Origin of the sequence: Marinomonas primoryensis (assembly GCF_013372285.1) — a bacterium.
Taxonomy (GTDB): Bacteria; Pseudomonadota; Gammaproteobacteria; order Pseudomonadales; family Marinomonadaceae; genus Marinomonas; species Marinomonas primoryensis.
Genome location: NZ_CP054301.1, coordinates 2,155,358 through 2,178,116, shown reverse-complemented (window position 1 = coordinate 2,178,116; position 22,759 = coordinate 2,155,358). Strand labels below are relative to the sequence as shown.

The 22,759-nt window shown below is 43.4% G+C and carries 19 protein-coding genes and 10 tRNA genes; 23 read left to right on the top strand and 6 right to left on the bottom strand.

The annotated features are described in order from the left end of the window. Nucleotides 1-3: 3 nt before the first annotated feature. The 3 genes from gcvP to glyA form a co-directional block, all read right to left on the bottom strand. The gene (gene gcvP, locus MP3633_RS10105; RefSeq protein WP_176335450.1) at nucleotides 4-2,868 is read right to left on the bottom strand and encodes an aminomethyl-transferring glycine dehydrogenase; all 2,865 of its coding nucleotides are present in this window, start codon (nucleotides 2,866-2,868) and stop codon (nucleotides 4-6) included. Nucleotides 2,869-2,943: 75 nt separating this feature from the next. Next, nucleotides 2,944-3,327, bottom strand: coding sequence for a glycine cleavage system protein GcvH (gene gcvH, locus MP3633_RS10100; RefSeq protein WP_176335449.1), 384 nt, complete (start codon nucleotides 3,325-3,327; stop codon nucleotides 2,944-2,946). A gap of 58 nt (nucleotides 3,328-3,385) precedes the next feature. Continuing rightward, nucleotides 3,386-4,663, bottom strand: coding sequence for a serine hydroxymethyltransferase (gene glyA / locus MP3633_RS10095; RefSeq protein WP_176335448.1), 1,278 nt, complete (start codon nucleotides 4,661-4,663; stop codon nucleotides 3,386-3,388). 369 nt (nucleotides 4,664-5,032) lie between these two features. On the opposite strand from glyA, the gene gcvT reads away from it, so the two are divergent. The 4 genes from gcvT to MP3633_RS10075 all read left to right on the top strand — a co-directional run bounded on the left by gcvT (nucleotide 5,033) and on the right by MP3633_RS10075 (nucleotide 8,666). Next, nucleotides 5,033-6,133, top strand: coding sequence for a glycine cleavage system aminomethyltransferase GcvT (gcvT, locus tag MP3633_RS10090; RefSeq protein WP_176335447.1), 1,101 nt, complete (start codon nucleotides 5,033-5,035; stop codon nucleotides 6,131-6,133). Between the two features lie 131 nt (nucleotides 6,134-6,264). Continuing rightward, nucleotides 6,265-6,804, top strand: a complete 540-nt coding sequence (locus MP3633_RS10085) for an elongation factor P hydroxylase (protein WP_176335446.1) — start codon at nucleotides 6,265-6,267, stop codon at nucleotides 6,802-6,804. Beyond that, nucleotides 6,785-7,927, top strand: a complete 1,143-nt coding sequence (locus MP3633_RS10080) for a 4-phosphoerythronate dehydrogenase (protein ID WP_176335445.1) — start codon at nucleotides 6,785-6,787, stop codon at nucleotides 7,925-7,927. The genes MP3633_RS10085 and MP3633_RS10080 overlap by 20 nt, the downstream gene beginning before the upstream one ends. A 16-nt stretch (nucleotides 7,928-7,943) precedes the next feature. Further along, nucleotides 7,944-8,666, top strand: a complete 723-nt coding sequence (locus MP3633_RS10075; RefSeq protein ID WP_176335444.1) for a flagellar brake protein — start codon at nucleotides 7,944-7,946, stop codon at nucleotides 8,664-8,666. A 62-nt stretch (nucleotides 8,667-8,728) separates the two neighbouring features. Here MP3633_RS10075 and htpX read toward each other — a convergent pair whose 3' ends face one another. The 3 genes from htpX to MP3633_RS10060 all read right to left on the bottom strand — a co-directional run bounded on the left by htpX (nucleotide 8,729) and on the right by MP3633_RS10060 (nucleotide 11,691). After that, nucleotides 8,729-9,607, bottom strand: coding sequence for a protease HtpX (gene htpX, locus MP3633_RS10070; RefSeq protein WP_176335443.1), 879 nt, complete (start codon nucleotides 9,605-9,607; stop codon nucleotides 8,729-8,731). A 67-nt stretch (nucleotides 9,608-9,674) separates the two neighbouring features. Then, the gene (locus MP3633_RS10065; protein WP_280526375.1) at nucleotides 9,675-10,892 is read right to left on the bottom strand and encodes a pyridoxal phosphate-dependent aminotransferase; all 1,218 of its coding nucleotides are present in this window, start codon (nucleotides 10,890-10,892) and stop codon (nucleotides 9,675-9,677) included. Nucleotides 10,893-11,121: 229 nt separating this feature from the next. Continuing rightward, a complete protein-coding gene (locus MP3633_RS10060) occupies nucleotides 11,122-11,691 on the bottom strand; it encodes a YajG family lipoprotein (protein ID WP_176335441.1) in 570 nt (189 codons plus the stop codon). Between the two features lie 130 nt (nucleotides 11,692-11,821). On the opposite strand from MP3633_RS10060, the gene MP3633_RS10055 reads away from it, so the two are divergent. The 19 genes from MP3633_RS10055 to MP3633_RS09965 all read left to right on the top strand — a co-directional run bounded on the left by MP3633_RS10055 (nucleotide 11,822) and on the right by MP3633_RS09965 (nucleotide 22,654). Continuing rightward, a tRNA-Glu gene (locus tag MP3633_RS10055) sits at nucleotides 11,822-11,897 on the top strand. 57 nt (nucleotides 11,898-11,954) lie between these two features. After that, nucleotides 11,955-12,029, top strand: a tRNA-Gly gene (locus MP3633_RS10050). Nucleotides 12,030-12,088: 59 nt separating this feature from the next. Further along, nucleotides 12,089-12,164 (top strand) — tRNA-Glu (locus tag MP3633_RS10045). A gap of 69 nt (nucleotides 12,165-12,233) precedes the next feature. Continuing rightward, nucleotides 12,234-12,308: transfer RNA gene (locus MP3633_RS10040), tRNA-Gly, on the top strand. Nucleotides 12,309-12,367: 59 nt separating this feature from the next. Continuing rightward, nucleotides 12,368-12,443, top strand: a tRNA-Glu gene (locus MP3633_RS10035). A gap of 69 nt (nucleotides 12,444-12,512) precedes the next feature. Further along, a tRNA-Gly gene (locus MP3633_RS10030) sits at nucleotides 12,513-12,587 on the top strand. 59 nt (nucleotides 12,588-12,646) lie between these two features. After that, nucleotides 12,647-12,722, top strand: a tRNA-Glu gene (locus MP3633_RS10025). Nucleotides 12,723-12,791: 69 nt separating this feature from the next. Beyond that, a tRNA-Gly gene (locus MP3633_RS10020) sits at nucleotides 12,792-12,866 on the top strand. 59 nt (nucleotides 12,867-12,925) lie between these two features. Continuing rightward, nucleotides 12,926-13,001, top strand: a tRNA-Glu gene (locus MP3633_RS10015). A 50-nt stretch (nucleotides 13,002-13,051) separates the two neighbouring features. Further along, a tRNA-Glu gene (locus MP3633_RS10010) sits at nucleotides 13,052-13,127 on the top strand. Between the two features lie 49 nt (nucleotides 13,128-13,176). Further along, entirely contained in the window at nucleotides 13,177-14,004 is an 828-nt protein-coding gene (gene pabC, locus MP3633_RS10005) for an aminodeoxychorismate lyase (protein ID WP_176335440.1), read from the top strand. Next, on the top strand, nucleotides 13,991-15,022 hold the full coding sequence (gene mltG, locus MP3633_RS10000; RefSeq protein WP_176335439.1) for an endolytic transglycosylase MltG: 1,032 nt from the start codon (nucleotides 13,991-13,993) through the stop codon (nucleotides 15,020-15,022). The genes pabC and mltG overlap by 14 nt, the downstream gene beginning before the upstream one ends. 12 nt (nucleotides 15,023-15,034) lie before the next feature. Then, nucleotides 15,035-15,673: a dTMP kinase gene (gene tmk, locus MP3633_RS09995; protein WP_176335438.1), complete on the top strand. Its 639-nt coding sequence runs from the start codon at nucleotides 15,035-15,037 to the stop codon at nucleotides 15,671-15,673. Beyond that, complete coding sequence (gene holB / locus MP3633_RS09990) at nucleotides 15,674-16,612, top strand: DNA polymerase III subunit delta' (protein WP_176335437.1); 939 nt, start codon at nucleotides 15,674-15,676, stop codon at nucleotides 16,610-16,612. Nucleotides 16,613-16,619: 7 nt separating this feature from the next. After that, on the top strand, nucleotides 16,620-17,429 hold the full coding sequence (locus MP3633_RS09985; protein WP_176335436.1) for a TatD family hydrolase: 810 nt from the start codon (nucleotides 16,620-16,622) through the stop codon (nucleotides 17,427-17,429). Nucleotides 17,430-17,642: 213 nt separating this feature from the next. Continuing rightward, nucleotides 17,643-20,102: a Lon protease family protein gene (locus tag MP3633_RS09980; RefSeq protein WP_176335435.1), complete on the top strand. Its 2,460-nt coding sequence runs from the start codon at nucleotides 17,643-17,645 to the stop codon at nucleotides 20,100-20,102. Between the two features lie 522 nt (nucleotides 20,103-20,624). After that, on the top strand, nucleotides 20,625-21,056 hold the full coding sequence (locus MP3633_RS09975) for a cytochrome b562 (RefSeq protein ID WP_176335434.1): 432 nt from the start codon (nucleotides 20,625-20,627) through the stop codon (nucleotides 21,054-21,056). Nucleotides 21,057-21,117: 61 nt separating this feature from the next. Beyond that, nucleotides 21,118-21,477 (top strand): hypothetical protein, encoded by a 360-nt coding sequence (locus MP3633_RS09970; RefSeq protein ID WP_112138563.1) that lies wholly within the window; start codon nucleotides 21,118-21,120, stop codon nucleotides 21,475-21,477. 109 nt (nucleotides 21,478-21,586) lie between these two features. Further along, the gene (locus MP3633_RS09965; RefSeq protein ID WP_176336776.1) at nucleotides 21,587-22,654 is read left to right on the top strand and encodes an AraC family transcriptional regulator; all 1,068 of its coding nucleotides are present in this window, start codon (nucleotides 21,587-21,589) and stop codon (nucleotides 22,652-22,654) included. Nucleotides 22,655-22,759 lie beyond the last annotated feature (105 nt).

Below are 22,759 nucleotides of genomic sequence, written 5' to 3'. Positions count from 1 at the left end.
GTTTTAATCTTCGTAGCTGTCGATCGGTGGGCATTCGCAGAACAAATTACGATCACCGTAGACGTTGTCTATACGGCCAACTGGTGGCCAGTATTTACGACCTTTGATCCAAGGTAATGGGTAAGCTGCGTCTTTGCGTGAGTAAGCGTGGGCCCATTCGATATCAAGAAGACTGTCCGCAGTATGTGGAGCGTTTACTAATGGGTTGTCTTCTAGCGGCCATTCGCCTGCTTGCACTTTGCTGATCTCTTGACGAATCTTAATCATGGAGTCACAGAAGCGATCTAACTCATCAAGGTTCTCAGATTCAGTCGGTTCGATCATCAGTGTGCCAGCAACAGGGAAAGACATGGTTGGCGCGTGGAAACCGAAATCCATCAAACGTTTTGCGATGTCTTCTTCACTGATGCCTGATTCTGCTTTCAGTGGGCGAATGTCGATAATACATTCGTGCGCTACTGTGCCGTTTTTACCTGTGTAAAGTACTGGGTAATGATCTTCAAGGCGTTTAGCAATGTAGTTTGCATTCAAGATAGCCGTTAGGGTTGCATCACGTAGGCCTTTGTCGCCCATCATTTTGATGTACATCCAAGTAATCACCAGAATGCTTGCGCTGCCGTAAGGTGCTGCAGAAACCGCACCATGTTGTTCTGTCATGCCCATTACGGGTGTGACTGCGTGACCCGGTAAGAAAGGCGCAAGGTGAGATTTAACACCAATTGGTCCCATACCTGGGCCACCGCCGCCATGAGGAATACAAAATGTTTTGTGCAAGTTAAGGTGAGAAACGTCACCACCAAATTTGCCTGGAGGCGCAACACCAACCAATGCGTTTAAGTTTGCACCATCGATGTAAACTTGTCCGCCGAATTTGTGGACGATGTCACACACTTCACGAATGTGTTCTTCGAATACACCGTGAGTGGACGGGTAAGTTGCCATGATGCAGCTTAGTGCTGCGGCATATTTTTCTGCTTTTTCAGCAAGATCGACTAAATCAATGTTGCCATCTTCATCGCATTTTACGATAACCACTTTCATGCCTGCTAGTGCGGCTGAAGCTGGGTTAGTACCGTGAGCAGAACTTGGAATCAAGCAAATGTTTCTGTCGTGATCGCCACGAGACTTATGGTATTTGTCTATCGCGATTAAACCCGCGTATTCGCCCTGTGCGCCCGAGTTTGGCTGCATTGACATGGTGTCGTAGCCTGTTGCTTTCGAAAGCATCTTAATCAAGTCTTGCAACAACGCATGATAGCCGCTGACTTGGTTATCTGGTGCAAATGGGTGAATGCGCCCAAATTCTGCCCACGTCACTGGAATCATCTCAGACGCTGCGTTCAGTTTCATTGTGCATGAGCCAAGAGGAATCATACTTTGGTTCAAGGCGATGTCTTTTACTTCTAATTGGTGCATGTAACGCATCAATTCCGTTTCGCTGTGATGACTATTGAAAACAGGATGCGTCAATATGTCGTCTTGGCGTAGTAGGGTATTGTCAAAGCCGTAAGTCGCATTAGAGTTAGTAACATCTTCTAATGTCAGTGTTGCACCAAAGCATTCCGCCAAATCGATTAGATCGCTTGGTGTAATGGTTTCATTCAAGGAAACAGAAACTTGGGTCTCTGAGACCTTGTAGAAGTTCATCAACTTGGCTACGCCTTTCGCCATAATAGCGTCAGTTTGACTGCCGGAGTTAACAATAACGGTGTCAAAGTAGTTTGCGTTGGTGGTTAAACCTTGTTGTTGAACGGCTTTAGCAAAACAATCTGTTAGAGCGGCAACGCGGTTGGCGATTTTTTTCAATCCAACTGGGCCATGATAGACCGCATAGAAACCAGCCATCATGGCGAGTAAGGCTTGAGCGGTACAAATGTTTGATGTCGCTTTTTCACGGCGAATATGTTGCTCTCTCGTCTGCATGGCCATGCGAAGTGCAGGTTTACCATGACTGTCTTTAGAGACGCCAATAACGCGACCTGGCATAGAGCGTTTGAATGCGTCTTTTGTTGCTAGGAATGCGGCGTGTGGTCCGCCGAAACCCATTGGTACGCCAAAGCGTTGTGCGCTACCGAAAACAATGTCTGCGCCCATGTCGCCTGGAGATTTCAGCAAGACTAAAGACAATAGGTCAACAGCAATACTTACCAATGCACCTTGTTCGTGTGCTTTGGCAATCATAGGCGTTAAATCACTTACGCTGCCGTCAATACCTGGGTATTGGAAGATGGCGCCAAATACGTCGTGGTTTTCAAAATTATTAATATCATCAACAATGACATTAATGTCCAATAGTTCGGCACGGGTTTTAATAACGTCAATAGTTTGCGGTAGGCAATGGCTGGCAACAAAAAGAGAATCGCTCTTTTTGCGATTTGAGCGCTTCATAAGCGTCATTGCCTCGGCTGCCGCTGTCGCTTCGTCTAATAATGACGCATTAGAAATTTCCATGCCGGTTAGATCGATGATGACTTGTTGGAAGTTAAGCAGTGCTTCCAATCGACCTTGTGATATTTCTGGTTGGTAAGGTGTGTACGCTGTATACCAACCTGGATTTTCTAGTAGATTTCTTAAAATAGGCGAAGGGACGTGTGTATCGTGATAACCCATACCAATAAAAGAACGTGCCACTTTGTTTTGGCTGGCAATTTTCTTTAATTGAATCAGTGCATCGCTTTCGCTAACTGGTTCAGCAGATAGGTCTAGATTTGCTTGACGAATGGCTTCAGGAACTGTTTTGTCAATCAGCTCGGGAAGCGAGTTAGCGCCTATAGTTGCTAGCATTTTTGCTTGTTCAGAAGCATCAGGGCCGATATGGCGAGCAATAAACTCATCATTGTTTAACAAATCGCGGATGCACGAAGTCATGTTTCAATCACCTATTAAGATAAAATCGGGAGAATGGGCTCTCTCATCAAAGAAGTAGGAGAGCCTATAAGGAGACTATTCGATGGTGGCTGAATAGCCTGCAGCGTCAAGCAGTTTATCAAGGTCAGCGGCGTCGCTAAGCTTGATTTTTGCAATCCAAGCGCCTTCAAAAGGTACTTCGTTGATCAACTCTGGTGCATCATTTAGTGCTTCGTTGACAGCGATGACTTCACCATTAACGGGAGCATAAATATCAGAAGCGGCTTTTACTGATTCTACGAGCGAAAACTGCTCAGTAGCGGTAACTTCTGCGCCTACTTCTGGTAATTCAACATACACAACATCGCCTAGTAGGTCTTGTGCATGGTCAGTAATGCCAACAGTTACTGTACCGTCACCGTTGTCTAGTACCCATTCATGAGAACCGGCGTATTTTAGATTTTCTGGGATAGTGCTCATTATATTTATGCCTCTTCGAAAAAAATACCCAAGAATACGTATCCTTGGGTATGTGTTTTTAGCGGTAAAGTGGGAAGCGTTTGCAAAGTTCTTTTACTTCAGAAAGTACGCGAGCTTCTACTTCTGGATTGCCTTCTGGCATTGCTACCAAGCCATCGATTACGTCACTGATTAGATGACCAACTTGACGAAACTCTTCTATGCCAAAACCACGCGACGTTGCTGCCGGTGTACCGATACGGATACCAGATGTGATCATTGGTTTTTCAGTATCAAACGGGATGCCGTTTTTATTGCAGGTGATGCCGGCGCGTTCTAGTGCTTTATCCGCCATGTTGCCTTTGATGCCTTTAGGGCGCAAGTCAACAAGCATTAAGTGGTTGTCTGTTCCACCGGTCACGATATCGCAACCGCGTTCAATCATCACTTCTGCCAATACTTTAGCGTTCGCAACTACTTGATCGATGTACACTTTGAACTCAGGTTTTAGGGCTTCACCAAAGGCAACGGCTTTACCTGCGATGACGTGCATCAGTGGGCCACCTTGATAGCCTGGGAAAACTGCAGAGTTTATTTTCTTACCAAGATCAAGGTCGTTGGAAAGAATCATGCCGCCGCGCGGGCCACGAAGTGTTTTGTGTGTTGTGGTTGTTACAACATGTGCGTGAGGAAGCGGAGATGGATGAGCACCTGTCGCTACAAGACCAGCAATATGAGCCATATCAACAAACAAATAGGCGCCAACTTTGTCAGCAATTTCACGGAAACGCTTGAAGTCTATAACTCGAGGTATGGCAGAGCCACCTGCGATGATCATTTTCGGTTTGCATTCCAATGCCTGTGCTTCGATGGCATCGTAATCAATCAATAATGTGTCAGGGTGAACTTGGTATTGAATGGCATTAAACCATTTACCTGATTGCGCTGGTGGTGCACCGTGAGTCAAATGACCACCTGAGTCCAAAGACATACCAAGAATAGTATCGCCTGGCTGAAGTAGAGCAAGCATTACTGCGCCATTTGCTTGGGCGCCAGAGTGAGGTTGCACGTTGGCAAACTCGCAGTTGAAAAGTTGTTTAGCTCGGTCGATCGCAAGTTGTTCTGTTACGTCTACCGCTTCACAGCCACCATAGTAGCGACGATTCGGATAACCTTCAGCGTATTTGTTGGTAAGGACAGAGCCCTGAGCTTCCAAGACTGCTTTTGAAGTGATGTTCTCAGAAGCGATCAATTCAATGCCGGTTTCTTGGCGTTCTTCTTCTGCAACAATCGTTGCAAAAAGCTCTGGATCTCGTTCAGCTAACGTTTGGCTGAAAAAAGCGTCGGTGTTGACCATGGGTAAATTCCTCTTTAATAAACATGTATGCCTAGAAGACAATGAGTTTTGCGTATAATAACACTATGGCAGTCTAGGATGATGAAAAAAGATCATCTTTCTAAGAGCGTCAGTCATTGATCAATTTACGTCATTTTCTTTATCATAATCAAAAAGTTTCCAATTGGAAACAGTAAATTGAAGTGAATTCTAAGTATATATCTTAATATTTTTGACCGATCATTTAGTTGTTTTCTCCATTTTTGTTGGTATTTATTACAATAATCACTTAATAAATATTGCTTAGTACTTGTCAAATCAAGTTGCTTTTAGATACTCTGTTTCCAATTGGAAACAAACCCTACCACTAACTTTATTAAGGTTTTCGTTATGAAACGTACAGCTTTGTATGATCAACATATTGCTTCTGGTGCCAGAATGGTTGAATTTGCAGGTTATGAAATGCCTGTTCAATATCCTCTTGGCGTCATGAAGGAACACCTATGGGTTCGCGAGAATGCGGGGTTGTTTGATGTCTCGCACATGGGGCAAGTGATGTTAAGGGGGGAGGGTGTAAAGTCGTCTCTTGAGGCAATTCTGCCGGTTGATGTTGTTGATTTGGCGGAAGGTATGCAGCGTTACGGTATGTTCACAACAGACGAGGGCGGCATTACAGATGATTTGATGTTTGCGAACTGGGGTGACGATGTCTTTATGGTCGTAAATGCGGCCTGTAAAGAACAGGACATTGCTTACCTTAGGTCATCATTGGTAGGTTGTGATGTTGAAGTCATTGATAATCGAGCGTTGTTAGCTATTCAAGGGCCAAAAGCTCGCGAAGTGTTTACCCGAATGGTGCCTGATGTTTTGTCTATGACATTTATGCAAAGCTCCAAACTGGATTGGCAAGGGGTTGAGCTTTGGGTAAGTTGCTCTGGTTATACTGGTGAAGATGGTTACGAAGTTTCAGTACCAAATGACCATGCTGATGCCTTTGCGAGTGCATTGTTGGCTTTTACTGAGGTCGAATGGATCGGTCTTGGTGCGCGTGATTCGTTACGTCTTGAGGCGGGCTTGTGTCTATATGGTCACGATATTGACACCAATACTACGCCAGTAGAGGCTTCTATTAATTGGGCAATCCAAAAAGTACGTCGTTTGGATGGTGAGCGTGCTGGTGGTTTTCCTGGTGCTGATATCATATTGCCGCAATTTGCGAATAAACCAGCCAGGAAGCGTGTTGGTTATTTGGTGGATGGGCGTGCGCCAGTTCGCGAAGGTGTCGATATAGTTGATGCGCTTGGTAATGTTCAAGGGGTAGTGACAAGTGGCGGTTTCTCGCCAACGCTCGCGCAACCTATAGTAATGGCTTATGTTTCTACTTCATCGCTTGGTACTGATCAGCCATTGTTTGCCAGTGTAAGAGGTAAGAGTATTCCGTTGACGCTAACGACGATGCCTTTCGTGCCTTCACGCTATTATCGCGGTTAAATACTGAAGCTATTTATTAACGTCTGGCTGATGCCTTAAGATGAAAATCTCATGCGTTACGTGGAGTTAATTACTTTGCGTGGCGCATTTTTCTTTCTTGTGTGATAATTCTTTACATTTGGAGTCTGTAGTTGACAGATGTAAAGCAGCTGATGGAAGCCTTTAGTGCTTGTTTCCTTTCAAGTTTCAATACCCGCCTTGTAGGTGGTGCCGCTGAGCCGCTTTATTTGCCCGCTCAGACTGATGTTCCGGCGACCGTTTATTTTCGTTTTGATTATCTTTCTAGTGCGCTGCATGAAGTGAGTCATTGGTGTATTGCTGGACACGAAAGGCGGTGTTTGGAGGATTATGGTTATTGGTATGAATCTGATTCTCGTGACTTGCCTACACAGTTAGAGTTTGAGCGAGTCGAGGTGAGACCTCAAGCGGTTGAATGTGTATTGCATTGGGTAGCTGGGTTGCCCTTTCGTGTCAGTGTCGATAATTTATCCCTGCCTGATTATGATGCTAGGCATTTTGAAAAGGCTGTTATGGCTCAGGTAGGCGAATATATAGTTTCTGGATTTCCTGAAAGGGTTGAGTTGTTTGCAGGGTATTTATTAAAACAACATAGTTCTGATCTGGTATTAGATGAGTTTTTAAAGCGACAGTATGAAGATTATTGCAGATGAAAATATGCCGAATGCGGAAGCTCTCTTTTCACATTTAGGTACCGTTGAGTTGGTTAATGGACGAGCGTTAACGCATGATCAGGTAAATAATGCGGATGTGCTTTTGGTCAGATCTGTAACGAAGGTAACCCGAGATCTTCTTGAAGGTAGTTCTGTTCGTTTTGTTGGAAGCGCTACGATCGGCGTGGATCACATTGATCTGAAATATCTCGCGGAGGCGAATGTTGCTTTCAGTAGCGCTCCAGGGTGCAACGCGGAAGCGGTCGCTGATTATGTTTTCAGTGGTTTGAGTTATCTTTATCTAACGAAGGGTCTTCATTGGTTAAGCAAAAAAATTGGCGTCATCGGATATGGTAATGTAGGAAAATCCGTCTACGAGCGTTTTGCCAGAATGGGATGTCAGGTCTGTGTTTATGATCCTTTAAAGATGGATTCTGGCGGCTCGGTAAATTTTGTTTCTTTGACTGATGTGTTGGCTTGCGATGTGATTTCACTGCATGCCCCCTTAACGCATTCAGGAAGCTATCCCACAAAGGGGATGCTGGGAGCGGAAGCGTTAAGTCAATTGTCTGCTGGCGCTGCTATTATTTCGGCTGGACGAGGTGGCGTTATCGATGAGCAAGCCTTGATTGAGCGTCATGCTCAGCTGAACGGTGATCTGCATTTAGTACTGGATGTTTGGGATGATGAGCCCAACATTAATCAGGCGTTGGTTTCTATCGTCGATATCGCTACTCCGCATATTGCTGGATATAGCAAGCAAGGTCGTGAAAAAGGTACATGGATGGTGTATCAGGCTTTATGCCAGTATTTGAAATTAAATACTCTCGGTATAAGCAGCAAAGATGCCATGAGTGATGGTTGGCTTTCGGCTATTCGTGTGCGTGCAGGTGGGTCGCAAGAGGAAATGCTGGCTCGAAGTATTCATGCGATCTATGATGTTGCAAGAGATGATGCGCGCTTACGCTTTAAATATCGGGAAAATAAAGAAAATAACGTCTTCGATTGGTTGCGAAAACATTACATTGAAAGAGATGAACTAAATACTTGTTTCATGAGCGCTGATATTAGTATTGCGCACAACTTTTTAGGTGCTGCCGGTTTTTCGGTAAATAATAAATAGAGACTAAGGTAAGTGCATGGCTGGAGTAATGCAGGTTGATCTGGGAGATCTTGAAGTGCCAATAGGGACAAATGTTCAGTTGGAGTTTATTTCTCCTCCAGGGCGTTACATGGTGAAAGTGCTTGGTAATATTCCAAGAAGTTCGCTAATTTTGTCTAGTCCTAGGTTAAAAGGAAAAAACATTCTAGTAAGAGACAGTCAGGTCGTAAATGTTCGATTAATGTTGAGTACGCATGTTTGCGCCTTTTCTAGTAAAGTGGCAAAAAGCTATATGGAGCCAGCTGCTCACTTACACATCGCCTACCCAAGTTATGTTGAAACGTCTGAAGTTCGTCAAGCTGTTCGAGTTGAAACTCGTTTAATATCGAATGTTGAACCAAATGGTGCCGTAACAACCATCGCTGCGGCTTCTTCTTCTATTATTATTGATTTGAGTCTTGGCGGCGCAAAGCTTATATCGAAAGAGGATTTCGGTTCGGTTAACCAGACAATGCGTTTGGTATGTAGTGTGAAAATAGGGCCTTATAATCATATTCTAAAGCTAGATTGTGAAATTAGGACACAAGAAATTCAAATGCTTGAGCAGGTTCAGGCTAGTTTAGTAGATAATGATTTTTTAAGCCGAATGGGTGTAGAGTACTTTTATGTCTATGGTATTCGCTTTGTGGATGTTCTGAAGGAGGCGGGTATTCCTTTGATGGCTTTCATCTTAGAAACCCAGCACAACAAAACAAAATAGTTTTTTAAACATAAAAAACGCCAGCAAATAAGCTGGCGTTTTTTATGGTGAAGCTCTGGGGGTTAAAGTGCTTGAAGGGCTTTGATTCTGACTTCGATTGGTGGGTGGCTAGAAAACAACTCGCCCATAGTTGGTTTTCTGCCGCGACGAATGCCGAAAGCAAGCATCGAGTCCGGCATGTGGCTTTCTTCATGCTCTTTCTGTAATCGTACAAGTGCTGCAATCATGGCGTTTTTTCCTGCCAAACGAGCCCCGGCTTCATCCGCTCTAAATTCGCGAAAGCGAGAGAACCACATAACAATCATTGAGGCCAATACGCCGAAGATGATCTCAAATACAAATGTCGCAATATAATAACCCCAACCCACAGAGCCTTCGTTATCGTTTTTACGCAAGAACTGATCGACGGCATAAGCGGCGATACGTGCAAAGAACATAACAAAGGTGTTAACCACACCTTGAATGAGTGACAGGGTGATCATGTCTCCGTTTGCTACGTGCCCTATCTCATGGCCAAGTACTGCTTTAATTTCATCGGGCGAGAAGCGATCTAACATGCCGCTGGAAACCGCAACTAACGCCGCATTTTTGTTCCAGCCAGTGGCGAACGCATTGGCATCGTGAGCGGGAAAAATCGCAACTTCTGGCATTTTAATGCCCGCCTTTTGCGAAAGTTCTTTTACTGTATCAAGTAGCCAGGCTTCTTTGTGGTTGCGTGGTTGCTCAATAACAACGGCACCCGAGCCACGTTTCGCCATGAATTTAGATAATAGGAGTGAAATGATGCTGCCCGTAAAGCCAAAGACACCGCAAAAGATCAGCAAAGAGGTGAAGTCGAGGCCATTGCTGGTCATATAACCATTAACGCCCAAAAGACTTAAGACAATACCTGCCACCACCATGACGGCGAGGTTTGTCAGCAAAAACAGAATAATGCGCATCGATATGCTCCTTAAGAAACTGTTAAGGAGCATAGTAGGGCTTTATTGGATTATTTCAAGAGTGGTGTTAACGCTTTCTTAATCGACCTAAAAACGCAGCAAATCGTTCCATGGCGGGTGTTAGTTCTTCGGTGTGTGGTAAAAAGACAAAACGAACATGATCTGGTGTTGGCCAATTAAATCCGGTGCCTTGAACAATAAGTACTTTTTCTTCTCGCAAGAACTGCAAGACAAGATCCATGTCATTTTTAATTTTGTATATTTTTGGATCGAGACGAGGGAATAAATACAACGCCCCTTCAGGTTTATGGCAGTGAACGCCGGGAATTGAGTCAAGCGCTTCCCAAGCTACTTTGCGTTGCTCATAAAAGCGACCGCCGGGGATAATTAGTTCATTAATGCTTTGGTATCCACCTAATGCGGTTTGTACGGCATGCTGAGCAGGTACGTTGGCGCATAGTCTCATAGAGCTGAGAATGTCTAACCCTTCTATATAATCGCTGATACCGGCTCTATCCCCCGTAATGACCATCCAGCCTGAACGGAAGCCAGCGGTGCGATAGACTTTTGAGAGTCCACCGAACGTAATGCAAGGTGCGCGGCCTTCTGTCAATGTAGCAGTAGGAATATGTTGGGCGTCGTCATAGAGGATTTTGTCGTAAATTTCATCCGAAAAAATCAGAAGGTTGTGTTCTTCAGCAAGATTAATTATTGACTCTAGTATGCCTTTTTCATACACCGCACCCGTTGGGTTGTTCGGGTTTATAATGACGATGGCTTTGGTTTTGTTGGATATTTTTGAGCGAATGTCATTGATGTCTGGTTGCCAGCCGGCGCCTTCGTCGCAGAGGTAATGTTTCACATAGCCGCCTGAGAGGGTGGCAGCAGCGGTCCAAAGAGGGTAGTCAGGGGCTGGTATGAGAATTTCATCACCGTCGTTAAGAAGTCCTTGCATTGCCATGACGATAAGTTCGCTGACCCCGTTCCCCATCCAAACATGGTTTACATCCGCAGATTTGATGCCCATTGCTTGATATTTTTGCATAACGGCCTTGCGAGCAGAGTAAAGGCCCTTGGATTCGCAGTATCCTTGAGAAGTGGGTAGATTGCGAATGACGTCAACGAGTATTTCATCGGGAGCCTCAAAGCCAAATGCGGCAGGGTTGCCTATATTAAGCTTAAGTATACGCTGCCCCTCTTCTTCCATCCGGACAGCTTCTTTTAGTACTGGGCCACGAATTTCATAGCATATATTGGCGAGTTTGTTTGATTTGCGAATTTGCACCACTTTATCCTTATGGAAGCTGGATTGTAAAAATATTCTAACTTTACACTTAACGTCGAGGTGATCAAGATGCAGTGAGAAAAAATCTTACGTTAAAAAGTGAAAGTGGTTGTTAAGCTGCGATCTGGCTTGATTAGAAGAGAGTAATTGGTGATTGTGTTGCAGAGGTTGGTGAAGTAAAAACGACCTTCTTAATACAGTGCATGAAGGTCGTTTATATTATCGGGCTTTATTTAAGTAAAACGATAATGTTTGGATCGCTTAGTAAGCGGTTGACTGTTTGGCTGGCTAGGCTATTCATATCGTCCTGAACGGATTGCTGGTAGGGCATTGTGCCGTACTCTCTCACTTTCTCAGAGCCGTAGTTGGCTTTGTAGGTTTGTCCTTTTGCTGCTAGCGTGGTTTTTAGTTCAAATTCTAACGTGGCTACGGTTTTTAATGTTTCGACTGTTGTGGTGTAGCTCATCTTGGTTATTTCAATTTGTAGGTCTGCTGCTGGCATAACGCCTTGTTCTGGAGTGAAGCCTAATTCGCGCAAGCCTGCCAGTACACTATCCTTAACACTTTCTTTGACGTCGTTTGTTGTAAAAATGTCAGCTCGCTCATTAATGCTTGTTTTAATAAAGCCAATGGAATTAGTCAGTTTAGTGCTAGTGGTGACATTGATAACTCTCTCGTTGGTGAGGCTTTTACCTTTTACATCAGCCTGCGGAGTGACGCTTATATAATGTGTTGTAGAGCAGCCCGCTAATAAAAGCGTTGAAAGTGACAGGGTTAATAATAGTTTTTTGTTTAGCATAAGAGCTCCGATTCAATTGATTTATATGGTACTTTTTTTTTAAGTGACTTAAATTAATAAAAAAAACTGTTGATTTTATGTTTGGTAACAGTAATATACGCACCCGCTCACACAGCAAGATTATAACGTAGTCCCGTTCGTCTAGTGGTCTAGGACACCGCCCTTTCACGGCGGTAACAGGGGTTCAAACCCCCTACGGGACGCCATCTTTATATACAGGTGGTTGTATAGTTTACCTATATTTCTGTGAATGAGAAGTTATTGCGGGAATAGCTCAGTGGTAGAGCACAACCTTGCCAAGGTTGGGGTCGCGAGTTCGAGCCTCGTTTCCCGCTCCAACATCGATGTTAGCGATAACGTGATGTGGTTGTTTATAGTTTTCTCAAAACTAAACAGTGTCCCGTTCGTCTAGTGGTCTAGGACACCGCCCTTTCACGGCGGTAACAGGGGTTCAAACCCCCTACGGGACGCCATTATTTATGGTGCTTTATTTTATAAATAGAGATCGTAAATCGCTTGAATAGAGTAGAGCGGTTAGTAATGCGGGAATAGCTCAGTGGTAGAGCACAACCTTGCCAAGGTTGGGGTCGCGAGTTCGAGCCTCGTTTCCCGCTCCAACATCGATGTTAGCGATAACGTGATGTGGTTGTTTATAGTTTTCTCAAAACTAAACAGTGTCCCGTTCGTCTAGTGGTCTAGGACACCGCCCTTTCACGGCGGTAACAGGGGTTCAAACCCCCTACGGGACGCCATTATTTATGGTGCTTTATTTTATAAATAGAGATCGTAAATCGCTTGAATAGAGTAGAGCGGTTAGTAATGCGGGAATAGCTCAGTGGTAGAGCACAACCTTGCCAAGGTTGGGGTCGCGAGTTCGAGCCTCGTTTCCCGCTCCAACATCGATGTTAGCGATAACGTGATGTGGTTGTTTATAGTTTTCTCAAAACTAAACAGTGTCCCGTTCGTCTAGTGGTCTAGGACACCGCCCTTTCACGGCGGTAACAGGGGTTCAAACCCCCTACGGGACGCCATTATTTATGGTGCTTTATTTTATAAATAGAGATCGTAAATCGCTTGAATAGAGTAGAGCGGTTAGTAATGCGGGAATAGCTCAGTGGTAGAGCACAACCTTGCCAAGGTTGGGGTCGCGAGTTCGAGCCTCGTTTCCCGCTCCAACATCGATGTTAGCGATAACGCGATGTGATTGTTTATAGTTTTCTCAAAACTAAACAGTGTCCCGTTCGTCTAGTGGTCTAGGACACCGCCCTTTCACGGCGGTAACAGGGGTTCAAACCCCCTACGGGACGCCACTTTATATTGAGTGGTCAGAAAGTAGATAATTAATGCAATAAAATGTTGTGTCCCGTTCGTCTAGTGGCCTAGGACACCGCCCTTTCACGGCGGTAACAGGGGTTCAAACCCCCTACGGGACGCCATCTTTTTTTTGCGCTATCATAGCTAACCTTATTTTTTGAGTTTTTAGCCATGACTTGGTTCGTTAATTACAGATTAGAAAAATCTGTTTCCGTTGCTGACCGTGGTTTGGCTTACGGTGATGGCGTATTTGAAACCATTCGTGCGTTTCCTCAGTGTTTTCTACAAATTGATGATCACCTTTCTCGTTTATATCGAGGGCTATATAAGCTCGGTATGCCTTTTTCATCCGATCAAAAAAAAGTCTTATCGGATTTCTTAGATAAAAATGTTCAGTCTTTGATTCGTGATGAGTCGGTTGTAAAAATTATCGTCAGCCGCGGAGAAGGCGGAAGAGGTTATTTAGCACCTGAGCCCTGTATTCACTCCATCATTATCGGTATTTTACCGGCTCCAGATTATCAAGATCACCGCGCCAAAGGTGTCTCACTCTCTATTTCTCCTGTTCCTATCAGCAGTAATCGCTTTCTTTCCGGCATTAAACACTTAAATAGGTTAGAAAATGTTATGGCTAAGCGGTTCTTGAAGGTGATAGATTTTGAAGCCATCATGTTAAATGAGCGTCAAGAATTGGTGGAGTGTATTCAAAGCAATCTTTTTTGGGTTGAAAAAGGTATTTTCTATACGCCTTCTCTTCATCGATCGGGAGTGCAAGGTACTTATCGAAAGGCCATTATAGAAAACCAAGAGCGTTATACTGTTCAGGTTGGTCATTATTCACTGTCCGATCTGATGGTGGCGGATGAGGTTTTTATTACCAATAGCTTGATGGGGGTCGTACCTGTCATTCATATTGCAGGAACATCTTTTCCGATTGGTATTCATACTCGAAAATTACAAATTTCAATGCAAGCTAAGGATATGCATGGCACTCATTAAGTGGTTTTATCGTGTTGTTTTTCTGTTGATTACCTTATCGGCTATATTTGCAGGCTACCTTTATTATTCTATTACGGTTCCGGTGACACTGACGTCTGTAGAAACGTTTGAAGTCCGTGCTGGAGATACCTCTCATAGTTTAGGTGATGAGCTGAATAAAAAAGGTTTGATCGCATATCCTTTTCTTACTCGAGTGGCTTCAAAACTGAATCCTGAATGGGTTCCCAAAGTTGGAAAGTACGCAATCCAGCCTGAAATGAATTTATTGGACATCATGGCGCTGTTTGATTCTGGGCAATCTATTTTTTACTCTATTACCTTGCTGGAAGGCAAAACGACTCAAGATTTCTTGTCGGCGATGAAGGCCAGAGGCAATATCACAATGACTTTGCTGGACTCTTCGAATGAAGAAATAGTCGAAAAATTAGGACTTGAGGTTGAGCATCCAGAAGGGCAGTTTTTCGCGAATACTTATCGTTATCATGAAGGTGATACTGACGCTAGTATTTTAAAACATGCTCATGAACTAATGACGCAAACATTGACAGATTTATGGAAACATAAAGCGCCAGACTTACCTTATAAATCAGCGTATGAAGCCTTGGTTATGGCGTCTATTATTGAAAAAGAAACGGGTGTGCCGGATGAGCGACCTTTGATCGCTCAGGTATTCATTAATCGACTAAAAAAAGGCATGCGGCTGCAGACTGATCCGACGGTAATTTACGGCCTGGGAGATTCGTTTAAAGGTAATTTGACCCGCAAAGGTTTGCAGGATTCGTCTCCCTATAATACTTACCGATTTTATGGTTTGCCGCCATCGCCTATTGCTAATGTTGGCCGTGAAGCCATCGAGGCGGCATTGAATCCAGAGCAAACCAAAGCCTTGTATTTTGTCGCTAAAGGGGATGGCACCCATGCTTTTTCTAACACTCTAATAGAGCACAATCAGGCCGTAAGAAAATATCAGTTTAAGCGTCGAGAAGATTATCGATCGACTCCAAAAAATGCGAAATAGAGGGGTTGGTGTATGAGAGGTAAATTTATTTCGCTTGAAGGTGGAGAAGGTAGCGGTAAAACAACGGCTATTCACTTTATTCGTCAGTGGTTAGAGTCTCATAATATCTCTTACATACTGACCCGAGAGCCTGGTGGCACGCCCCTGGCGGAAGAGATACGTCAGTTGATATTAACGCCTAGAGAAGAACCGGTGAATGATGTCACTGAGTTGTTGCTTGTGTTTGCCGCCAGAGCCCAGCATTTGGCAGAAAAGATACAGCCCGCATTAGAGAAAGGCACATGGGTGATCAGTGATCGCTTTTTAGATTCGAGTTATGTTTATCAAGGTAAGGCGCGCGGTGGTGACACTAAGGTTTTAGATCAATTAGCCAGTTGGGTCGTTGGCGACAACAAGCCGGATGCCACGCTGGTTTTAGATGTTCCTGTTGAATTGGGCCAAGAACGCGTAGTGCAGCGTCAACATCAAGACCGTTTGGATAAAGAATCCGTACTCTTTCATCAAAAAGTGCGTGATGGCTTTCTTGAGTGCGCAAGCGCAGATCCACACAGAGTCAAGGTGATTGATGCGAGCCTATCTTTAGATGCTGTGCAAAAACAAATTGAAGACCAGTTGATGCAGCTGAGTAAAACGTGGTCTGGTGATGAATAGATGACAACGATTGCTCATTGGTTGATTCCTTGTTTGCGACAAGTTCAAGTGCTGAAACAAACGAATAGTCTGTCTCATGCTTTGTTAGTGACGGGGGCGGATGGCGTAGGGCAAGAGCAACTTGCTCGTGAAATTGTCAAAGACTTGATGTGCGAGGGTGATCAGGCTGCGGCTTGTGGACAGTGCCATTCATGCGACTTGATGCGAGCCGATACACATCCAGATTTCCGTGTTTTAGATGGTGAAGCATCGACGATTAAAGTCGATCAAGTGCGCTTGTTAGTAAAGCAAATAAATCAAAAACCGCAAATAGGTCAAAATAAAGTTGTCTTAATTACGCACGCTCAAGCGATGAACATCAACGCAGCAAACGCTGTATTAAAAGCGTTAGAAGAGCCTGCGCCGCGTACTTATTTTGTGCTTACCAGTTCCCAATCCACTAGTCTTTTGCCAACCATAAGAAGTCGATGTCTTTTGGTCAGCGTACCTACCCCAACTGTTGATGACGTAAAGCAGTGGTTGCTGCAGTTTCCAGATCACCAAGAGCTGAGCTCTCTGTTTTGGTTAACCATACAGCCTTTTCGTTTGTTGTCGATTCAACAACAAGGTAAGACTAATTTATACGCTGGTTTGCCTGAGCAACTGAATAGCATGTTGCAAGGCGCGGCGGCAGTTAGTGATGTATTAAAAGGGTTGGACAGTAATAATATTGGAGATTATTGCAACGGACTGGCGGCTATTCTGCATCAATGTATTTGTCATTCAACAGGCGCTCCATTAGATGGCGCCTTACGTGCGATTTATTCGACCTTGATAGTAAGATTGAGTGTTCAATCGCTCATGTTGCGTTATCAAGCGTTGCAAAAGCTGAAATCAGACCTTAAAAAAACAAACTTAAACCCGATAATACAACTCACACACGAATTGAATCAGTGGTAAACCAACTATGTTAATTGACACCCATTGCCATCTCGACATGCTGGATCTGGCACCTTATAACGATGATATAAACTTGGCTATTGATGCGGCGTATCAAAAAGGCGTCAGACAGTTGCTGGGTATCAGTGTTGATCTGAAGAAAATGGATACCATTTTAGGGTTCACTAAACGAAATGGTGTTTATGCTAGTTGTGGCGTTCACCCATTGCAGAGTGAAGGCTTAATTCAGGATGAGCTTTTATTGCGGCAATACGCGGCGAACCCTAAAGTGATTGCGATCGGTGAAACAGGGTTGGATTATTTTTATGAGACATCAGTGTTGGCCCATGAAGCCCAAAAGACCAGTTTCATTCATCACCTTAAAGCAGCTGGGTCGCTTGGTTTGCCTGTCATTGTCCACACTCGAAATGCAAAAGAAGACACATTGTCACTGATCAAACAATACGGTAATCGAGATACCGCTGGCGTTTTGCATTGTTTTACTGAAGATTATGAAATGGCCAAAGCGGCATTGGATGAAAACTATTTGATCTCCATTTCTGGAATTGTAACGTTTAAAACCGCAGCGGATCTTAAGGAGACAGTTCGTAAACTTCCTTTAGAATCTTTGATTGTTGAAACGGATTCGCCATACCTTGCTCCTGTGCCTTATCGAGGTAAGAAAAATGAGCCTAAATACGTATCAGAAATCGCTCAGTATGTAGCTGATTTAAAAGGTATTCGTTACGAGGCTCTGTTAGAGGCAACTGCCGCGAATTTTCATCGTGTATTTTCAAAAGCAAATATACAGCATCAACTTCAGCTTGGTACAGAATAGTTGAGTAATCCGGTTCGTTTTGTCGTTTTTTGGAACATCAATACTGTTTTGATAGTCAATAATCGCGATGATATTTCTACTTCAATATAGGCGAAGTGAAACCGGAGTGTTAATCTCAACGTATTGTATTTATTTAACATATTTGAAAGGAGAGTTTTCTTCTTTCGCAAACCAACTTTCTAAGTAGTTTGTTAGACAAAAGGAAATCCATTGATGTCCAACATGGTTACCTCTCTACCGTACCAAGCACTTGCTGCTAAAGTGCCTGATGATCACCTAGCTTTTAAGACGTTAAATGACATTGAGCCACTGAGTGGCATTTTAGGTCAAGAGCGTGCCGTTGAAGCCATTCAATTTGGCGTGGCCATGCAGCGTCCAGGCTACAATATTTTTGCTATGGGCGATTCGGGAACAGGCCGTTCTTCTTACGTCTTGAGTTATCTCAAAAGCGAAGCTAAACGCCGTTCAGCGCCAAACGAATGGGCGTATATTAATAACTTTACGGAAAGTCATCGACCAAAAGCAATCGAATTTGCACCAGGATTAGCGTCTGAATTCGAGAAAGAAATTCGTGCATTAATTGATGGCTTAATGGCTACTTTTCCTGCCGCCTTCGAAAATCCTTCTTACCAACAGCAAAAGAGTGTAATTGACCGTGCTTTCAGTGATCAATATGAAGCCGCAATTAACAAAGTTGAGCGTGTTTCAGGAAAAATTGGTGTGGCAATGTTCCGCGACGCTTCTTCTGTTAGTTTTGCTCCGATGAAAGAGGGCAAAGCGTTAGAAGAAAATGAGTTTGCTGCATTAACCGATGACGAACGCGATGTGTTTCAAGAAGGCGTTTCGACATTAGAAGGCTTATTGAACGAAGAATTATTAGGGTTGCCGCAATGGAAGCGAGCGACATACGATCAAATTCGCCAGTTGAACTTGGACACGGTGAAAGAAGCGTTAGACCCTTTGATGTCTGGCTTGTTTGAGAAATACAAAGATGATGCGGATATTGCTGCTCATCTTAGTGCCCTAAGAGAGGATCTTGATAAAACTATTATAGATCAAATGGCCGATGAGAAAGCGTCTGAGAATCGAGATGAAATTGGTCGTCGACAATTTTATGAAGAGTTGTATTTGCCCAATATCGCGATAACGCATGAAGCGGATGGTGGGCAGCCCGTAGTTTATGAGTCTCATCCAACGTATCGAAACCTATTTGGTCAAGTCGAGCACAGTAGTGATCAAGGTATGCTCGTTACTAGCTATCGTTTGATTCGTTCTGGTAGTTTGCATGCCGCAAACGGCGGTTATTTGATATTGGATGCAGAGAAACTGCTCACAGATCATTATTTGTGGGAAGCGCTTAAGCGGGCTTTGAAAAGCAAGACCATAAAAATCGAACATCCTTACGCCGACATGGGGCTGATGAACACCACAACGCTGTCGCCACAAGATTTGCCGTTGCAGGTAAAAGTGGTGTTGATTGGTGCGCGTGATATTTATTATTTATTGCAAGACGCAGATCCTGATTTTCAGGAAATGTTTCGTGTTTTAGTCGATTTTGATGACACATTAAAGCGTTCAAAAGAGTCTGAATTATCTTTTGCCCGTCTTATGAAAGACCGTGTAGATAAAGAAGAGTATGCGAACGTAACACGCGATGGCGTGGCTGCCCTTATTGAATACAGTAGTCGTTTGGCAGAACATCAGCGAGAAATGGCGGCTAAAATTGGTGATGTTTTTGAATTGTTAGGTGAAGCAGATTTTGTTCGTGAAATGGCCAAAGACACCGAAATCACGGCAGATCATATAGCGCGCGCTTTAAAAGCTAAAAGACATCGTACCGGTCGTGTCAGTGAAAAAATCATTGAAGAAATTATTGATGGCACGGTGTTATTAGAAAGTGAAGGTTATGCCGTGGGTAAAATTAACGGCCTAACGGTTATGCAAATCGGCGATAGTAGCTTTGGTGCACCGGCTCGGATTTCAACGACTGTGTATCCTGGTGGCAAAGGGATTATAGATATTGAGCGAGAATCTAACTTAGGTCAAAACATTCACTCTAAAGGTGTGTTAATTCTATCTGGTTATCTTGGCAACAAATACGCTCAGCGCTTTCCACTTGATATCTCGGCTTCTATTGCGATGGAACAAAGTTATGGCTATATCGATGGAGACAGTGCTTCCACGGCTGAGCTTTGTTGTTTGTTGTCTGCGTTGATCCAAGTGCCAATCCGCCAAGATCTTGCAATTACGGGTTCATTAAACCAGTACGGTGAAATTCAGGCAATTGGTGGTGTGAATGAAAAAATAGAAGGTTTCTTCAATGTTTGTAATGCGCGTGGTCTGACGGGGACGCAAGGTGCCATCATTCCTAAATCTAATACCATTAACCTGATGTTAAATGATGATATTGTCGAAGCCGTTAAAGCGGGTAAATTCCACATTTATGCCATTTCTACAGCGGATGAAGCGTTGCATTTATTAACGGGTATGGAGCCAGGCGTTCCCGATGAAGAAGGCGAGTATCCGGAAGGCACGGTATCTGCAAGAGTCATTGAGCGCCTAGAGGAAATCTCTAAGCTTGGTGAAGAGGAAGATGATGACGAAGAAGAAGACGATGAGGCTGAAGACACTGAGTCTGAAGGGACTAAGAAAGCGGACAAAAGCAAGAAATAAACGTTAGTGGTAACTAGTGTTTACCATTGGTTCTTTTGATTATCTTCGTTTTGCATTGAGAATTTACTAAAGAATAAACCGTGTAATAGAGGTCGTCTGCTTTGACATAAATATAGCTGGCGACCTCTTTTCGTTTACTTGGCAAATGCGTCTTTAGAATCAAAGCACTTTTGAAGGTTTTACCACTCATTAAGTCTTGTGCGGCTTTATCCGCCTCTAGCTTTGCGTCAAAGTCACTGCACTCTGCAAAGGCTCGGAAACTCAATGTTAAACAAAACACGATAAAAAAATTGTATCTAAAATTTAAAATACTAAACTCCAGTGTGACTAGTGATCGGTTTGCGAGCACTCTATAAAAGATAAGTATCCGCTAAGTGAAATAATTCAACAAGATTAGAAGTATGCCAAAAAGCTTACAATTTATAGGGTGTATTTTTTAGAGAGCATGTTATTTTAAACATCATTGTTTAAAACGATCAACTAAGCCAATGCAAATGTATTTTGGATTTAAAGGGTGTTTTTATGAATAAAGGTCTTCTTGTTGCTACGATTCTCTCGATTTCTTGTTCGTCTTTCGCCTTTGCGGAAGGCGCTTGTGATGAAACTGCGTTGAGCGGTTACATGGCGAATATTAAAGATGAAATGCGTTTAATGTCATCTGATGTAAAGTCAGGAGATAATGACGCAGCGGTACAGAGAGTGGACACGTTAATTTCTTTTTTCGAGAAAGCGCGTAATGAAACCCCTTATAAGTTCAGTGCCAATAATTTACAGGGTAGCCAGCTCAAAGAACAAAAAGCAGAATACACAAAAGTCGTTGACGATACGATTGTGATATTGAAAAAGCTGGAAAATGCATTGCAGTCTGGAGACGCGCCTCAAGTGAAAATGCTGTTTGGTGAAATAGGGGGCCAAAGAAAGCTAGGACATGGTTCTTTTAAAGCAAATTGCTAGTACTGTTGGATGACCTAGCTTGAATTCACTGCTACAATGCGCGCGATAAAGAGAGGATATTATGGCTCGTGCTAAAAAATCGCGTAGTATGCGTGGAAAACTTGGAAAAACTGGTTCAAAAGAGCAGATGAAAGAGCAGAATAAAGCTCGAAAAGCCTCATCTACTCGTCGTTTTGCAACAAAGAAATCCAAGGAACGCAAAGAACAAGCGCACAAAAAACTTGATAGATTAGGGTTACTTCCAGAAAAAGATGCGGCTCCTGCTGCTGGGCGTCCTCGCCGTTTTGTTTTCGTTAAGCCTGTAGATGAAGCTGCAGAACAAGCGAAGGCTGAAGCAATGGCAAAGTCCAATGACATCGATACCGACAGCGAAGATTTATCGCTTGATGAATTGTTGTCTGCCTTTACTGAAGAAAAGTAAGCGCAGAAATGTAAAATAAAAAAAGGGCTGCTTATGCAGCCTTTTTTTATGCATGAAAAGCGCAGTACAATAAAGAATAATAATGACGACTGTTCCGTTATATAAGGTGATGAATGTGAAAGCTTCTGTTCCCATGTCGAGTGTTCGCTATCTTTTAAAAGCCGTTGAAGAGCAAGGTCTGGATCGTCAGGCTGTGTTAGACAGTCTAGAAATAACACAAGATGAAATAGAGAAGAGCGATTCATTCCCTGCTTATCGCTACGGAATGTTATATCAAAAAATCATGTGGCTAATGCAAGATGAATCGTTTGGTATGTTGAGCGGTGGTAAAGTGCCAAATGGTACTTTTAGAATGATGTGCCTTTGTATTATTCATGCAAGAAGTCTTGCTCATGCCCTGTACCGTTGCAGTGACTTCTATGAAATCTGCCGAGGTCCAACAGTCAAGCCGGTACTGATCAAAAAAGGTCGATTTGCCATGGTGACTTTTGCGCCTTTGAATTCGTCGGAAGAAGCTATTGATACTTTAGTTGTCACTGAATCAAAAGAGCAGTTAAGAACAACACTGTCAATGTGGCACCACTTTATTTGTTGGTTGATTGGACGTCGTTTAAATCTTAAAGCTGCGTACTTTACAAGTGAGCGTCCTGACGACGTTGAGTACTACAAAACCCTATTCCAGTCAGAAGTGAAATTTAATCAGCACGCCAACGCTCTGGTGTTTCCTTCCAGTTATTTAGACATGCCTATTGTGCAAACCGAAGACAGTTTAAGGGGCTTCTTAAAAACTGCCCCTTATCAATTGTTGGTGATGGTTGAAAATGATAACAGCCTTAAGTCCCAAGTGATGGCGATGCTAGGCAAAGATTTCTCGCGTGAGATGCCAAGTGCAGAAGAGGTAGCGAGTGCGCTTAATATGAGCGTTTCTACATTGCGACGTCGCTTAAATGATGAAAAAACGTCTTATCAGAATATTAAAGACGAGTGCCGAAAAGAAGCCGCAATCACCTACATGAACGTACCTCAGTTAAGTATCAATGATATAGCAGCATTAATGGGGTTTGATGAGCCAAGCGCTTTTTTCCGTTCCTTTAAAAAGTGGACGGGAATGACGCCGGGAGAATATCGAAAAAGTGAGGAATATCTTAAATTCGGCAAGGCGATGAAACGCCCATGATATTTACTTCTGAGTCGGATTTTTTTAAGTGCTGATTGTTTTTGTTAGAAATATAGGCCTGAATTGTTATTGAGAGATTGGTCGCCTTTTTACATGCTATAGGGA